Origin of the sequence: Candidatus Paraluminiphilus aquimaris, from assembly GCF_026230195.1 — a bacterium.
Classification (GTDB): Bacteria; Pseudomonadota; Gammaproteobacteria; order Pseudomonadales; family Halieaceae; genus Luminiphilus; species Luminiphilus aquimaris.
This window is the reverse complement of record NZ_CP036501.1, coordinates 1,158,374-1,174,910: the sequence shown is the minus strand read 5'-3', so window position 1 is coordinate 1,174,910 and position 16,537 is coordinate 1,158,374. Positions and strand designations below refer to the sequence as shown.

Sequence of the window (16,537 nt, the reverse complement as noted above, 5' to 3'; positions counted from 1 at the left end):
CCTCAAGCCGTACTTGAGGTAATGTTCAGACCCTTGATAATGGGGCTATGAACACAACGTGGCACAAAAGACTCTTAGCGCAGCCAGTGGGGGCGACCTTACTGGTTTTTTGTGCCTTCGCAAAAGCTACGACAGATATCAGTTTTTGGGAATCCCCAGTCAACAGCAAGCTGAACTCGATTGAAGTCAGTGAAATAGCACAAGACGGAAGTGGCGCACTGTGGTTCGCAACGCAAGAGGGCTTAACGCGCCAGCGGGGTGAGGACGTTGATATCTTCACTGCTGCAAATGCGGATGATGGAGGTTTAAAGCCTGGCGGTGTAAAGGCGCTAGCCGTATCCTCAGCGGGGAGGCTCTGGGTGCTTACTCGCTCTCTTCAGGTTTTCAACCCCGGAACACAACAGTTCGAAACGCCCGTAACATTTGTAAGTGAGGGCGAATCTAACTCGATTGCATTCGACAGTCAGGACCGACTATGGATTGGTCTTAAGGACTCTATCGGTCTTTACAGGCCGGGGGTTGGTCGCGCGGAATTATTTGAACTCCCTGAGCCAAACATTCGAGAACAGGGCAAAAGAATTAGAGCCACCCCTATCGTAAAACTTATTCCTCTTGGGAATAAGATGATCGGTATCAATTCTGAGGCCGTCTACGAATTTAGCATCACAGATACTGGTGAAGTCCGCATAGCTGAGCGGGCAAAGCTGTCGGCCATCGACACGCCAGTAATCACTACTTCTGCGGCAATCCATGGCGAAAATGTGTTCATCGGAACGATTTCGAGTGGCCTCTTTGTTGTTAATCTTGAAAGAGATTCTGTGAGACATGTAACTGAAGGGCCGGGTAGCGACGACCTACCATCGAACTTAATTACAAGTGCATACAGCGACGATACGGGCGTATGGTTAGGCACCCAAAACGGCTTGGTGTTCACAGCGGATGCGGGCAGGACCTTCAGGTATTACGGTGATTCCTTCACTGGCCTTCCCAGTAACTGGATCGTAGGGCTTTATAAGTCCTCGGATGGTAGTTACTGGGTGGGAACGCGCGCGGGTCTCGCGCAAGGCGCGCAGACGCAGTTTGACGCTTTCAATGCCACCAACTCTAACCTCTCTCACAATCACGTTAACGCGGTTCACCAGACGAGCGACGGTACTATTTGGGTTGGAACACAGGACGGTCTGAGTCGACTCGCGCCGGGCGAAACAAGATTTCGCTGGATTAATACTGCTAACACCCCTGAGCTACGCAGTAATCAAATTATGTCTCTCGCGAGTCAGGCCGAGATTTTATGGATAGGCACTTTTGATGCAGGGCTGTACCGGCTAAACACGGTATCCGACCAAATGGAGGCTATTGCGCTCGATTCAAATAATCCTTTTGCGCTTCAAGCGCCTGGCGTGACTTCTATTCTTCCGCACTCCTCTGGCGATGTCGTGGTGTCGACGTTCGGAGGCGGGACCGCGATTGTCGCTCCATCAGGTCGAGTGAAAAGAGTTCTGCGCAATCCGCCTGGTGAGTACTTAAGTGACTATCCCATTACCCTCGCCGAGGATAAAGCTGGATCCGTATTTGTAGGAATGTCACAGAGCTTAGGCGTCATCGACCCCACCCTCACAGCTATAAGACCGCTATCGGTGGATGGCACGGCATTAAGTGAAGCTATAGGGGTCGATACCACCATCATCGATATTGAGGTTGAACCCGATGGTTCGCTACTTCTGGGTACTGATGATTCGGGGATTTATCGCGTAAGCCGTGACGCCTCAGGTGAAGGCACCGAGCTTTTGAATCTTTCACGGCAGTTTGAGCTACCCAGCCTCGCGATCGTTGGTATTCAATACGACAATAATGGTGCTCTGTGGCTGGCTCATAACGACGGCCTGACACGAGTCGTTGAGGAAACCGGCTCGGTCCAACATTTCGCCTCTCGGCTGGGTGTGACCGCTGAAGAGTACAACTCGGGTGCAAGTTATAAGAGCGCCGACGGCATGCTTTTCTTTGGAAGTCCGAGAGGCGTCACCTATCTTGACGGGCGCCTAGAAACACTTGATAAACGACCGGTTGATATGGGCTTTGGCTCGATCGACATAATGGGTCGCAGCTTCTACCCCACCTCAACCGATGACATGTTAGAACTCGATGCCAGCGATACGCTGACCACGGTGGAGTTTTTCGCAGCAGATTACCGTGCCCCCTGGAATATCGAGTACGAACACCGCCTCACTCCCATTTACAATTGGGAATCAACCGACGGCAAGGTTCAGCTAACGACATTGCGCCCAGGATCTTACACGCTTGAATTAGCGGCCCGGGGTAGTAATGGTGTCTGGAATCGCGGCGGCTTATCGCTCCCCATTATCGTTGCACCACCCTGGTACCAAACGGTGCAAGCATATGTTGGTTACACCGCTGCCATTTTGCTGACTATTTTGCTCTTTGTACTGCGTTCACGACGCGCGCTGCAGATCTCCATCGATCGTGCAGCTGAAATGAAACAGCAGGTAATAGAACGCACCCATCAGCTAGAACTGGCTAAACGAGACGCCGAAAAGGCAAGCCAAGCCAAGACTGAATTCTTGGCCGTAATGAGTCACGAAATAAGGACACCCCTGCACGGCATCATTGGAATGAATGAACTCCTGCTCAATACAGGTGTTTCGCCTCGGCAGTCGCGGCTCGCGCGCACCGCTATGAACAGCGGTAAAACGTTACTTAACCTCATAAATGAAATCTTAGATATTTCTAAAATTGAAGCAGACAAACTTGAGCTTGATGAGGAACTATTCGACGTCTGCGACCTTGTCGATGACGTGACCTACCTGCAGGGTGAGCCCGCGCAGCGTAAGTCAGTAGAGCTCAGTGTTATTCACGATTACAACGTCGCCGGCGCCTACCGTGGTGACGCGCAAAAACTCAGACAAGTGCTGACAAATGTTATTGGTAATGCTGTGAAGTTCACCGAGGTTGGTAGTGTTGATATCAAAACCTTCCTCGATGAGAACGACGCGGTTGTAATCGCCGTAGCCGATACTGGCGTGGGCATCCCAAAAGAGTCGCGTGACAAGGTTTTTGACAAATTCACGCAAGCCGACGCAACAACCACACGTCGCTTTGGTGGTACGGGTCTTGGCCTTGCTATTTGCAAGAGCTACATGACCTTTATGGGTGGCAATCTTGAGCTGTTTGATGGACCTAACAGCAAAGGGACGCTCGCTCATATAACCATCCCACTGACCAGAGAAACTGAGGCACGCGTAAGTCAACGCGGTACGGTGGCGCTGTGCACTGAAGACGACAAGCTCGCTCTGAGCTTTCAATCTCAAGCCTTACGCCTTGGTTTTGAGACGCTACGTATTAGCCACCCCGACGAGGCTCCCCTCGATACCGTCGCTGTGGTTGTCGACGAGATCAGCGATACAGAAACCCTCAGAGCATTTGCTGACCAAGATAAGTTCGACCATCGACTGCTGCTAACAGAAATACGCAGCGACAACCCGCTAATCGCAACCAAAACCTGGGACTTCATACACAAACCTGTCACGGGCGCGACGCTACGCGAGGCATTTAACAGCTTCGAGTCAGAAACGAGTCCTGATACCGCGCAACAGCTCAACGGTCTGCGTGTGTTGATAGCTGAGGATAATCCCGTGAACCAACTGCTTGTGGAGAGCATGCTGACGGGCCTAGGCGCCTCATACAAAGCGGTAGAGAATGGTTTACTCGCAGTACAGGCGGTCGATGAGCAGCAATTCGACATCGTGCTTATGGACTGTTTAATGCCCGTGATGGACGGCTTCGAAGCGACTCGGGCAATTCGTACCAAAGGTTATGAACTTCCCATTATTGCCGCCACTGCATCAGCCTCGGCAGGTGACTTCGATGAAGCACTGCAAGCTGGTATGACCGACGTTATGGTAAAGCCCTTCTCCACAGGCGATCTCAGACGAATGCTGTTGACCCATGCCCAAGCAACTCCAGAAAGGCCTGTTAAAGCGAGTAATGTAGATACGCTAATCAACGAAGAAACGCTGCTTGCTATCGCACAAATCAATCCTGAATCCGGCATGGATTTAGTAGACCAGGTTGTGGGATTGTTCGAGCAGCAGACACCTACCTTCATAAACGAAATAGAAATGGCCACCCGCGAGGGCGATGCAGCAGAAACACGCCGCTTGGCGCACGCATACAAATCTTCCGCGAGGAATATCGGTGCATTCGTACTTGGCGACCGCTTAGCGGAGATCGAGGCATCAGCCAAGGATGATCACCACACACTCACACCAGAAGAGGCCAACGAACTGGACGAGCTCGTACGAGAGAGTCTCCGACAGTTACTCGCAGCTTACGTTCGGCTACGCTCAGAACATACAGGCGTCGACGGGTCTAACGGCGCTTAAAGACAGGAGCGCGTTTCTCACGTTGCGCTCGTAACCCCTCTTGCAAGTCCTCTGACGCACTGCATTCATCCGCAAGTAGTTGCGCCTCTGATCGATCAAACGTATTGGTCTCAACCATTTTTATGATGCGCAACATCGCGGAAAGCGACATAGGCGCAAGGCCTGTGAGCTTATTGATAACCGCAGCTGATCGGGCACCAACCGACGCCTCGGTCACCAACCAATCGATAGCACCGTAGTCGAATAGCGTTTTGAATAATACGGGTTCTGTTGTCAGCAGTAAGCGCCTGACCAAGGTGCTCCCTAGTCGCTGAGTCATTCGCTGAATACCCTCTACCGGGTAGCACAAGCCAACGGCCGCAGCCGGAATCATAAGTTTCTTGCCTTCAACCGCGAGACGAAAATCACAACTGAATAAAAGCTCAGCTCCGCCGCCAAAAACATCCGCCTCGACAATCGCGAGAGTCGGAATCGGAAGCTCTGCGATGGCATTCGTCATGGACTGAAAGTCATCACCGTTCATGGTGCCGTCTGTTATTTCTTTTAAATTGGCGCCGGCACAAAATACCGGGCCCTCGGAGCGAATCACGAAAAGCCGGCAGCTCTCTGGAATGGAGGATAGAGCCGCCTTCACCGCTTGAATTTCCTGTGAGCCAATTGCATTGCGACGCTCGGGTGCAGCGAGTGTCAGCTCAGCTAAGGAGCCATCAATAGTAAAGCGAATCGAATCTGCCATCTGCTCTCTCCTTCTTTTCAATGCTTATTGTGTCACGAGTCGGTCCGTCTGGATGGACAGGTTCAAAAAAAATACTTAAAGTTCAAATATTCGAACGCCGGGAATGTCCCTCGGCGTCAAACAACATTAAGAGCCCAAACCGAGTCCGATGCCAGATTCTGCAATTCCAAACAAAACGGGTACTGGATCGCCCTTCAGTCGTGGCGCTCAACACTCAGCAAAGCGTGCTGCTATTTTGTCACGCGCTGCAAAGCTCTTTAACACCAAAGGGGCTCGGTCAACGACGCTTGCGGATGTTGCAAATCGCTTGGGACTTACCAAAACAAGTCTCTACTACTACGTCAAAACAAAAGAAGATTTGATCTATCAGTGCTATGTCAGCGCCATGGAGCGACTGCACCGCTCGTTAGACGAGGTAGAGCAGGAAACAGACGACCCCCTCGAGCGTGTCATTCGCGCTATGGAACGGCATATTGAGATAAGTTTGGACTCGCTCGCCGGACGCGGAGATTACTACGCGGCGCCCCTAGAACTCGCCGTATTGCCAACCGAGCAACGAACAGAGCTTGAGCTGGATTACCTAAGGGTGTTTAAGCGTTTCAGAGGTTATTTGCGCGACGGAATTGCCAAGGGCGTTATTCGTGACTGCCACACGACCAGTGCGACACGCGCCTTATTAACTGCATTGGATTGGTCTTTTTACTGGCTTTACGAAATGCCAGAGCGCGACGCAAAACAGGCAACACAAGTTGTCAGAACGCTCTTCTCCAATGGTCTCGTTCCCCATGAGGCCGGTTTTTCGCTGGGCAACGTTCGCCCTCGGGCAACAAGCACCGCGAGCCAAGGCTTCAATCGAGAAGCGCAAAACCGCATGAAACAAGAGGCGTTTCTGCGCGCGGGGATACGTCATTTCAATCGCAAAGGGTTCAACGGCACGTCACTCGACGACATTGCCGAGTCCTTAGACGTGTCCAAAGGTGCCTTCTATTATCACTTCTCGAGCAAGGAAGCGTTACTCGCTCAGTGCTATGAGTTCACCATAGACCAGTTCGACAGCATCATCTCGCTGCAGGACGACAAGATGACGCCGCCGCTTGAGAAATTAGGGGATATTTGCCTGGCCATCTTTGGCCTTCAGAACTCTGAAAGTGGGCCACTCATCCGATACAATACAATCACAGCGCTTCCTGGCGATATCCGACGTCAGGTGCTCAATCGCTCCGAAGAGACACACGCAAAAATTGATAAACTCATTTCGCAGGGTGTAGCCGAGGGTACGATGGAAACCCCAAACACCTTGGTGTCTCGATTTCTTTTAGTGAGCGCCATAAACGCAGCAGCGGACATTGACCAATGGCGACGATTCGACGACGTGACGTCTGCTGCCCATGACTTTTTTAATGTCTTTTTCTTTGGACTCCGCCCGCGGTAACGGCCCAGAGTAAAAAGCTCGAGGTAACAATGAGTACAAATGAAATCCCCAGATTGACCTTTTCTGAGGTCCTGGACGTGGTGACACCCAAGCGCGTTGGCGATTACTGGTTTATTGGCGATAGCTTAAAACCGCAGTTTCGCCTCTTTGGCGGTCAGGTGGTCGCACAGTGCCTGCTTGCCGCCTACGAGACAGTCGAGGAGCACCTAACGGCACACTCCATGCACTGCTATTTCCTGCGTGCAGGCGATGCCAACGTACCAATTGAGCTCGAAGTCGACCCGATCCGAAATGGTCGATCTTTTTGCACACGCCGCGTCGTAGCAAGGCAGAAGGGCGAGGCCATTTTTAACACCTCTATTTCTTATCACGTGCATGAAGAAGGCATGTCTCATTCTTTATCGATGCCCGACGTCATTTCACCGGAAGAGGCAGCAGCCCTCAATGCCGAGCGCGACAATAATATGCCGCGAACGCTGCTCGACCTCTTTGGCACTGAGCGGGAACGCGTCACTGAGCGACTACCCCAAGCGCAAGAGCCGGTGAGTCAGTCATGGTTTCGCGTCATCGGGCCCTTTGAGGACAATGTGCGAACGCAGCAAGCGGCCCTAGCCATGATTTCTGACTTTTCGCTATACAGCACGGCCTTTTCTGCTTTCCCCTACGAGCGCCCTGAAAAAGTCTTTATTGGAGCCTCACTGGATCATGCCATTTGGTTCCACGAGGTACCTCGCATGCAGGATTGGGTGCTCTATGACACCTACAGTCCCTGGTCCGGTGGCGGTCGAGGCTACAACCGGGGCACGCTGTGGAGTCGAGACGGAAAACTCATAGCATCAACAGCCCAGGAGGGCTTGATGCGAATCCGAAGAGATCGGGCTAGTTAACCCGCGTTTGCATTTGCTCGCCTAGCTGTACCAGCGAGAGTGTTCCATCTTTCAGAGCAAGTTCATGATAAGAGGCGTTCGCTGGGAACACTTGTAGCACGGCTGATTTGTTTTGAAGCTCGGATATCACGGCGTTAATCACCAAGAAATGGCAGAAAATGACGGTGGGGCCCTCACAGCCCCTTAGCCCTGCGACGATATCGTGGCGCCAATCCCATAAGTCTTGAGTCTGCTCTGACCAATCCTGCTGCATGAATTCTTGTAACCACAGCTTCCGACCACTCAGAGGCACAGGCGAGCGCACCTCAGAGAAACGCGAGTCAATACTGACCTGCGCACCGTATTTTTGCGCAAAGGCTGCCGCCGTCTCTTGAGCCCGTTTTAGTGGACTCGATAGAAGCGTCGCGCCTTCGGGCACTATATCCAACAAGGCGAGGGCTGTTTTTTCGGCTTGCTGTTGTCCAAGCTCCGAAAGTCCCGGGTCAGGATCTTTCTCCCAACTCGCCGCCGCCTCGCCATGCCTGACAATCCAAATTTGTGTCATCGATACGTTACCAACCGCTCTTCTAACTGAGCACTCATCAGCTGCAAATGACCTACGTCGTTGAATGTTGAGAGTGAACACTTGCGTGAATTAAAAATAATCCGGGTAATGGAGCAGTTAAACACCGGCTCGTAAAACTCGTAGACACGGTCAGAGGTTAACCTCAAGACATGCCCGACAATGGTTGCGATGGTACCGCCCGACGTAAAAATCGCTGTGTCGGTCCCAGAGGCAGCAGATGCCATAGCCCCCTCAAACGCACTGACCACACCCTCGCTGTAATCGGCCCAACTTTGAATGCCGGAAACATCACAGTCCGAACTCACCCAATAATTAAAGACCGTTTCAATGATCTTTTGAAATGACTTTGTGTCTGTGTCCATCGCCGCAACGAGGTCTGCGAAACGCGCATCACGCTCCTTGAGCAGTGGCATCATTACCTCAATCTGCTCGTCGGTCTGCACTTCATTAAATCGGGGGTCGATAATGAGTTGGGGGGGCTTCTCAAGCTGATCAATGACGCGCTGTCCCGTTTCACGCTGCCGGGAGAGGTCACCGCTGTAGGCAGCACTGAATGTCACACCCATTTTTGCCAAGAACTGACCGGTAAGGTCTGCCTGACGCTGCCCCAAAGGCGAGAGTTGGTCGTAGTTTTCGGCGCCGAACGACGCTTGACCGTGTCTAATTACAAGAAGATTAGCCATATAAAAATCGCCTACCGCTGAAAACGCAGCTTGCTAGAGTACGGAAAGAAATCCTCCACAAAGCCATCGCGGAGCTTGTCCTGTAAATTGGTCCAAAACGAGGCTTCGTAGAGGTCGCTGTGAAGCTGATCAAATGCCTTTCTCGCGCGCGCATTACCGGAGAAAAAGAGCCGGAATTCCTCGGGGAAAACGTCATTCGGCCCAACCGTGTACCAAGGACGGCTCGACATCTCCTCGTAATCGTCTCGCGGTGGCGGGATTTTTCGAAAATTCACTTCCAAAAGCGGCTGAATTTCATCGTAGTCGTAAAAGACCACCCGCCCGTGCCGGGTGACGCCAAAGTTCTTAAGTAGCATGTCACCTGGGAAGATATTTGCAGCGGCTAATTCCTTGATCGCATTGCCGTAGTCGAACATCACCGCATCGACTTCTTCGTCCGTCGCATCCTTTAAGTAAAGGTTCAGCGGTTGCATGCGCCGTTCAACATAACAGTGCTTGATAATGAGTGCCCGACCGCTAATCTCGAACTGCGAAGGACAGGTTGCGTTGAGCTCCTCCAGCAACTCTTCTGAGAAGCGAGACGCATCAAAAACCAAGTTGGCGAATTCCTGCGTATCCGCCATCCGTCCAGCCCGGTCCCAGCGTTTTACCAACTGATACTTATCACGCACTTCTTGGTGTGTGACTTCTTTCGGCGGGGTAAATCGATCTTTTATGATTTTGAACACATATTCATAAGATGGCAGCGTAAACACCGCCATCACCATACCCTTGATACCCGGCGCGGGGACAAACGCGTCCTCGGTCGCGCGCATATGGCGGGTCGCTGTTCGGTAGTAGTAGGTTTTGCCGTGTCGGTGATGGCCGATACAACTGTAAATCTCAGATACCGCTTTACGGGGCATAAGCTGCTGCAAAAACAACACATACTGCGAAGGAATCGACGCATCCACCATAAAATAGGTTCGGGTGAAGCTGAACAATTTCGAGATGATGTCAGAGCCCAGTAGACAGGCGTCGAGGTATATTGCCGGTGTCTCGTCACTCTCGGTATGCAGCATCGGTATCACAAAGGGAATCTGAAGCCCCTTCCCCGCTATGCGCCCCACGATATACGCCGCTTTGTTTCGAAAGAAGTGGTGCTCTAACGCATGAAGTTCAATATCCGCCCGCTTATCGATACCTGCATCAACGACCGCCTCAGTCATGACCTCAGTAACGCGATTAAGCTCTCGCTGAAAATCCTCATAGGGATATGACATCGCATACTCAAGCAGCATCGCTTCAACTGCCTGACGAATTTCCCCTCGTGTCCGATACGTATTAAGAACGCGCCGCACGTCCACAGGCGGCATGTCACCCTGAGGTGAAAATACGAACGCATAGTCGTCGCGAATCCAGCGATGCTTGAATACTGAGTTAAAGATTGAGTTGTAATACGTCTCGGCAATTTCAAAATTGGTCATGCCGCGCACGAGCTGTGCGTAGATATCGCGTGTCTCTGCCCAAAAATCCAGATCGTGCAAACGATCCGCCGCGATGTATTCAACGACGTCGATCGTCTCAAGCACTTTGATCTTATAGATATCAATGCGACGCATTGACGCTTCTTGCGCAGCTCGCCATTCCGCGTTTTCAAAACGCGTACGGGCCGAGAGCGTGATATTTTCAAACTCTGCGAAATAGGCCGTGAAGCCATTTAGAATGGTGCGGGCTAGCCGGGACTGTTTGTCCATGCCAAGCAGTCTACTGACCGACAGGATCCGTGAACAGACGTCTCAGTTTTCGCATGCCACCCAGCCAACGATCGTAGCTGCGGGCCTTATTTTGACGGTAATCCTCGACCTCTGGATGAGGAAGAATCAAAAATGACTCGGCATCGAGTCCACTCACAACGGCGTCAGCCACAGCATCGGCAGATAACATGCCGTCAACGCCCGCCACACCGCCACCTTCGGTCCCAGCCGTCATGGCTGTATCCACAGCTTGGGGGCAGAGACAGCTGACTTTAATGCCATCGTCTCCGTGTGTAATAGAGAGGCTCTCAGCAAACGATACCGCTGCGTGCTTAGTAACCGAATACGGTGCCGAACCTATCTGCGCTAACAGCCCTGCCGCCGAGGCCGTGTTGAGAAAGTATCCGTCCCCACGCGCAATCATAGACGGTAAGCACGCTCGCGCAGCGTAAACGTGGGACATCACATGGATTTCCCACATGCGCTGCCACAGCGCATTGTCAGCACCTGTCGCCCACCAAGGCTCACCATCGACGCCAATGATCCCGGCGTTAGAACAAAACAGATCGATTTGACCGTGCTCAGACTCTACCGCTGCCACCATGGCCGCTATGGCAGACTCGTCGCGCACGTCCACCGCAAAGGATTGAGCGCCAATTTCAGAAGCAACGGCAGAGACCGCATCGCCGTTAAGGTCAGCTATGACCACAGCGCTCGCGCCCTCCGCAACAAAACGACTTGCAAGCGCTTTGCCGATACCGCTGGCGCCACCCGTTACAACACAGACCTTGCCAGCGATCTTCATCTCTATGCCGCCGCGTAGGTGGTTTCGATGAACTTGCTACGGTGGAAACTACCGTCGCCAAGCGTCGCGTTAATCATCATAAGACGCTTTGCGTAGTGACCGATATCAAGCTCGTCAGTGATACCCATACCGCCGTGCATCTGAATGGCTTCGCCATAGATCAGCTTACTATTGCGATCGATAAGGACCTTCAATGCGTGGATCGTTGCTTCAGCTGAAGCAGGATCGATTTTGTATTCGCAGAGCGCTTTGAATAGCAAGGACTTAGATTGCTCGTAGGCCATCATGGCATCGACCATTCGGTGTTGTAAGGCCTGGAACGAACCAATTGCCACACCGAACTGCTCTCGCGTCTTTGTGTACTCCAGCGTCTTCGCATTCAACGTACCCATGATGCCCACGGCTTCGGATGCCAGCGCAACCAACGCCTCGCGGACTACTTCGTGGACGACGGGAGCGGCACCGCCCTCAGCACCCAAGAGGCTACCGGCATCCAACTGCACATTATCAAACGTGATGTTTGCAACGCGCTGCGCGTCCATCATGGGGTAACAAACCTTTGAAACACCCTCGGCATTCGCGTCCACGACAAACAGTGACAAACCGTCTTCATCAGATTGGTCGCCAGAGGTGCGAGCTAGTACGACCAGTGTGTCTGCGTTCTCGCCGTTGAAGACCACAACCTTCTCACCGTTGAGAGTGTAGCCGTCGCCGTTTTTCGTCGCTGACGTTTTGCAGTCGGCAATCGCGAATCGACTCTGGCGCTCAACGTAAGCAAAAGCGCCCAAGGTCTCACCACCAATAACGCTCTCAAGGATAGAAGCACGCTGTGCCTCGTCACCCGCCCGCGCGACTAGGCCGCCAAACAGGACAACCGTTGGGAAGAAAGGCTCGACCACAAGACCCTTACCCATCTCCTCCATAACAACGGATAAATCGACAATGTTTCCGCCAAAACCGCCATCGGCCTCTGAAAAGGGAATGGACAACCAGCCCAACTCGGCCATGGTCTGCCAGTTGCTGCGACTCATGCCTTCATCACTTGAGACAATTGCACGTCGCGTGTCCCAGTCGTAATCATCTTGTACAAAGCGCGCGATCGAATCGCGGACCATTTGCTGTTCTTCTGTGTAATCGAAGTTCATTTTTTCATAGCTCCTTCGGGAAATGCGTCCTTACTCGAGACCAAGTACATACTTGGAAATGATGTTCTTTTGAACCTCGTTAGAACCACCATAAATTGTTGCAGCACGGCCGTACATAAACGCCCGACGTGCATCTGATCCGAACTCATGACCCAGTACCTCGGGGTCCATATCGGTTGGTAAAACACCCTGATAGTACGCCGCGATATCCATGCGAAGCTCCTGCGTCGCCTGCTGAAGCTCGGTGCCTTTAATTTTCAAAAGCGAAGACTCAGGCCCTGGGAATCCACCTGCCGCCATCGCCGCCAGCGTGCGAAGCTCAGTGAACTCAAGCGCCATCAGTTCAACTTCAATATCCGCAAGACGCTGCTGAAACCCCGGATCATCAAGTAGTCTCTGACCACCATTCACTTCAGCCGCAGCCGCATCGCGCAATAAGCGAACGTTGCGCTTAATGTCGGCAACGCCAGCAATGCCTGTGCGCTCGTGCGCCAACAGCGCCTTCGCCACAGTCCAACCCTTTCCAACTTCGCCGACAACGTTCTTTGCTGGAACGCGGACATTGTTGAATTCAACTTCGTTGAGGTTGTGCTCGTTATCGATACCGATAATGGGGTTGACCTTGATGCCCTCTGACTTCATGTCGACCAGGATGAACGTAATGCCTTCCTGCTTCTTACCACTGTTGTCCGTTCTAACAAGACAGAAAATCCAGTCCGCGTGCTGTGCGTAGGTCGTCCAGATCTTGGCGCCATTGATGATGTAATCGTCACCGTCGCGCTCAGCTTTTGTCTTTAAGCTCGCAAGGTCCGAGCCCGAACCGGGTTCAGAATAGCCCTGACACCACCAGTCTTCACTCTGAAGAATACGCGGCAAGAAATAGGATTTTTGCTCATCCGTACCAAACGCCATAATAACGTTCGCCACCATAACCAAGCCAAAGGGCACCACGTCGGGAATACCACGCAACGACCGCTCTGATTCCCAGATGTACTTTTGAGTTGCCGACCAACCTGTACCGCCGTGCTCAACGGGCCAGTTGGGTGCTACCCACCCCTTGGCGTAAAGCTTTTTCTGCCACTCGATCATGCCCTTAGAGCCGCGGCTCTTAAGGTGCGCCTGCATTTCGGCGTCGAATTCAGTATCGAGGAAGTTGCGGACCTCGTCGCGGAACGCGAGATCTTCTGCTGCTAATGCAATATCCATTGTCTATGCTCCCATGAGTGCGTCATCGCCGAGGAATGCCGGCAAATTTGAACCTTGAGTAGGTTTTTTCAACGGAGCGAATGTAGGCTTTTTGGTAATTGTTTGCAAGAAAAAGTGCGGCTAAAGCAGCCTTAATTCGCTCGTTTAATACAGTATAGAGAATAGTTTTCGCTGATACTCAGCGGCTAACGGGTCGCCTTTTCCAATTGTGGCAATTGTATCAAGGTACATTCGCTTGGCTTCACCGTTATTCCAGTCTCGGTCGGATCGCAGAACAACCAATAGATGCTCCAGCGCATCGCGAAAGTGTGATGCTGCCGAGAGCTGAACGGCTAACTTCACGCGAATGCCGTGGTTCGACTCGTCTAATCCTAGTTCTCGCTCAAGCGCCTCAATCTCTGGAGACTTACCCGCTTCACGCTTTAGTTCAATCTGCGCCATGAGCTGCTCATGCACGGCCTCTCGATCAACTAGGCGAACCTCGTCCAACACCTGCTCAGCCTCATCTAAACGATTCGCCTCGATCAGCGCGCCAGCATAGGCAAGTGTGACATCGAGTAGCTTATTCGATTCCTCCCAGGCGGCTCTTAGAAGCCCTACTGCATCGGCCGTATTGCCTTGATCAAGCAATTCAGTGGCCTCGGCAATCTTGGCATCCCAGGGTGAAGGCAAGTGCTTTTGCAGCAGCTCGCGCACAGCCGTCTCTGGTTGCGCGCCAGCAAAGCCATCAACAGGCTGACCGTCCTTAAACACCATTACGGTAGGGAGGCTTCTGACGCCCAGCTGCTGAGAGATACCCTGTTGCTCATCGGCGTTTATCTTTGCCAGTAAAAAAGCACCGGCATATTCATCCGCTAGCTTTTCCAGTAGCGGCATCAACTGCTTGCAAGGCGCACACCAATCAGCCCAGAAGTCGACAACCACGGGACGATTGAACGACTCATCGATCAAATACTGTTGCGCGTTTTCTTGATCGATATCGATAACGTTCATGAATTCCTCTGACGGTTGTTTTATGACAGACCCAGGACATCGGCCATGCTATAGCTCCCAGCAGGCTTGTCCCGTAAGAAATGTGCAGCTCGCAATGCGCCTGCAGCAAAAGCATGGCGACTGCTCGCCTTGTGGGTGACTTCGAGTCGCTCACCTTCGGTGCCGAACATCACGGTGTGCTCACCCACAATGTCTCCCGCCCGCGTGACAGAAAAGCCGATCGAACCTGGCTCACGCGCCGCGCGTTGTGAAGACCGATCATGGCGCGCCACCTCATCGAGCGATGTTCCCATGGCATCCGCAATTACCTGCCCCATGGCCAACGCCGTTCCCGATGGCGCATCGATTTTGTGTTTGTGATGTGCCTCGTGGATTTCGATGTCAGCATCGCCGCCCATGACCTCAGCTGCAATCGTCAGTAAACGATAGGCGAGATTGACGCCGGTACTAAAGTTAGCTGCACGGCAAAATGCCAGCGAGGACAGACTGCGCTCTAAGCTCGAAAGTTCCTCTCCCGAAAAGCCTGTTGTGCCAATGACGACGGGGATACCCGCTGTCGCGCAAAGCTTCGCAGTGTGAAGTGTTGACTCTGGCAACGTGAAATCGACGACGACATCTACGCCCTCGAGCACGAGCGTCTCTGATATCAACAAGCCGGGTGCATCAGCGCCAAGCAATGCTGTGACCTCAGTGCCAACAAGTGCGCTGCCCGGCCGCGCAACAAACGCCACCAACTCGGCCGCATCGTCGGCAATCACCGCACGAGCAACCGCCTGGCCCATTCGCCCGCTCGCACCCGTTACGGCAACTCTCAACGCCATCAATTCAGTCCTTCGAAGAAACTCTTCACCCCGTCGAACCAGCTGGATTGTCGAGGCGACTGATCACCGCTCTCGCCCAGACTCTTGCGGAACTTTTCGAGTAACTCAGCTTGTTCTGCGTTCAGGTTAACAGGAGTTTCTACAACCGCGCGACAAAGCAGGTCTCCCACGGGGCCACCACGCACAGGCTTAACGCCCTTCCCACGCAGACGGAATAACTTCCCCGTTTGCGTCTCCGCAGGTATTCGAAGCTTCACGCGCCCATCGAGCGTGGGGATCTCATGCTCTCCACCGAGCGCCGCATCGGCAAAGCTGATGGGAAATTCGCAGTAGAGGTTTCGACCGTCGCGCTCAAACAAGGGGTGCTGCTTTACAGAGATCTGCACATAGAGGTCACCGTTGGGACCGCCAGAAGGCCCTGCCTCTCCCTCGCCGCTAAGACGAATACGATCGCCCGTATCGACACCCGGTGGCACCTTAACGGACAGCGTCTTCGTTTTCTCAACAAGCCCTTCTCCATGACAAACATTGCATGGCGATTCGATGACTTTTCCGCGACCACGGCAGGTGGGACAGGTTTGTTGAACCTGAAAGAAACCCTGCTGCATACGAACCTGGCCGGAGCCACCGCAGGTACCACAGGTTTTGACTGACGTTCCCGGTTTTGCGCCCGACCCATCACAGGTATCGCAGTGCTGCAGTGAGGGCACCTTGATCTCTGCCGTTTTTCCCCGAACTGCATCTTCAAGCGATACTTCCAAGGTGTAACGAAGGTCAGCGCCTCGCTGAGGGCCCTGACGTCTGCCGCCACCGCCCCCACCAAAGATGTCACCAAAAACATCACCGAAAATGTCGCTGAAACTGCCGCCCTGGAAGCCGCCGCCACCCATTTGTGGATCGACACCCGCATGGCCGTATTGATCGTAAGCCTGCCGCTTCTCCGCATCGCTCAAAATTTCGTATGCTTCGGACGCTTCCTTGAACTTTTCGTCTGCGTTTTCATCATCCGGATTGCGGTCCGGGTGGTACTTCATCGCAACGCGTCGATACGCCTTTTTGATGTCTTGTGCTGAAGACGACTTCTCGACCCCCAACACCTCATAATAATCGCGCTTTGACATAGTCATT

General features: G+C 52.9%; 13 protein-coding genes. 3 read left to right on the top strand and 10 right to left on the bottom strand.

What is annotated here, in order from left to right; all coding sequences use genetic code 11:
• Positions 1-47: 47 nt before the first annotated feature.
• A complete protein-coding gene (locus E0F26_RS05485) occupies positions 48-4,400 on the top strand; it encodes a hybrid sensor histidine kinase/response regulator (protein WP_279243039.1) in 4,353 nt (1,450 codons plus the stop codon).
• Here E0F26_RS05485 and E0F26_RS05480 read toward each other — a convergent pair.
• Positions 4,387-5,136, bottom strand: a complete 750-nt coding sequence (locus tag E0F26_RS05480; RefSeq protein WP_279243038.1) for an enoyl-CoA hydratase/isomerase family protein — start codon at positions 5,134-5,136, stop codon at positions 4,387-4,389. The genes E0F26_RS05485 and E0F26_RS05480 overlap by 14 nt on opposite strands.
• A gap of 148 nt (positions 5,137-5,284) precedes the next feature.
• On the opposite strand from E0F26_RS05480, the gene E0F26_RS05475 reads away from it, so the two are divergent.
• On the top strand, positions 5,285-6,568 hold the full coding sequence (locus E0F26_RS05475) for a TetR/AcrR family transcriptional regulator (protein ID WP_279243037.1): 1,284 nt from the start codon (positions 5,285-5,287) through the stop codon (positions 6,566-6,568).
• Between the two features lie 29 nt (positions 6,569-6,597).
• Positions 6,598-7,455: an acyl-CoA thioesterase gene (locus E0F26_RS05470; RefSeq protein WP_279243036.1), complete on the top strand. Its 858-nt coding sequence runs from the start codon at positions 6,598-6,600 to the stop codon at positions 7,453-7,455.
• On the opposite strand, the gene E0F26_RS05465 is transcribed toward E0F26_RS05470, so the two are convergent.
• The 9 genes from E0F26_RS05465 to dnaJ all read right to left on the bottom strand — a co-directional run bounded on the left by E0F26_RS05465 (position 7,448) and on the right by dnaJ (position 16,530).
• Positions 7,448-7,999 carry a histidine phosphatase family protein gene (locus E0F26_RS05465; protein WP_279243035.1) on the bottom strand — a complete coding sequence of 184 codons (552 nt, stop codon included), beginning with the start codon at positions 7,997-7,999 and terminating at the stop codon, positions 7,448-7,450. The genes E0F26_RS05470 and E0F26_RS05465 overlap by 8 nt on opposite strands.
• Positions 7,996-8,703, bottom strand: a complete 708-nt coding sequence (locus tag E0F26_RS05460) for a histidine phosphatase family protein (RefSeq protein ID WP_279243034.1) — start codon at positions 8,701-8,703, stop codon at positions 7,996-7,998. Before E0F26_RS05460 ends, E0F26_RS05465 begins: the two co-directional genes overlap by 4 nt.
• 11 nt (positions 8,704-8,714) lie before the next feature.
• On the bottom strand, positions 8,715-10,439 hold the full coding sequence (gene aceK, locus E0F26_RS05455) for a bifunctional isocitrate dehydrogenase kinase/phosphatase (protein WP_279243033.1): 1,725 nt from the start codon (positions 10,437-10,439) through the stop codon (positions 8,715-8,717).
• 10 nt (positions 10,440-10,449) lie between these two features.
• Positions 10,450-11,244, bottom strand: a complete 795-nt coding sequence (locus E0F26_RS05450; RefSeq protein WP_279243032.1) for an SDR family oxidoreductase — start codon at positions 11,242-11,244, stop codon at positions 10,450-10,452.
• 2 nt (positions 11,245-11,246) lie between these two features.
• On the bottom strand, positions 11,247-12,389 hold the full coding sequence (locus E0F26_RS05445; protein WP_279243031.1) for an acyl-CoA dehydrogenase family protein: 1,143 nt from the start codon (positions 12,387-12,389) through the stop codon (positions 11,247-11,249).
• 30 nt (positions 12,390-12,419) lie between these two features.
• The gene (locus E0F26_RS05440) at positions 12,420-13,595 is read right to left on the bottom strand and encodes an acyl-CoA dehydrogenase family protein (RefSeq protein WP_279243030.1); all 1,176 of its coding nucleotides are present in this window, start codon (positions 13,593-13,595) and stop codon (positions 12,420-12,422) included.
• 144 nt (positions 13,596-13,739) lie between these two features.
• A complete protein-coding gene (trxA, locus tag E0F26_RS05435) occupies positions 13,740-14,588 on the bottom strand; it encodes a thioredoxin (protein ID WP_279243029.1) in 849 nt (282 codons plus the stop codon).
• Positions 14,589-14,608: 20 nt separating this feature from the next.
• Entirely contained in the window at positions 14,609-15,409 is an 801-nt protein-coding gene (gene dapB, locus E0F26_RS05430) for a 4-hydroxy-tetrahydrodipicolinate reductase (RefSeq protein ID WP_279243028.1), read from the bottom strand.
• On the bottom strand, positions 15,409-16,530 hold the full coding sequence (gene dnaJ / locus E0F26_RS05425; protein WP_279243027.1) for a molecular chaperone DnaJ: 1,122 nt from the start codon (positions 16,528-16,530) through the stop codon (positions 15,409-15,411). The genes dapB and dnaJ overlap by 1 nt, the downstream gene beginning before the upstream one ends.
• Positions 16,531-16,537 lie beyond the last annotated feature (7 nt).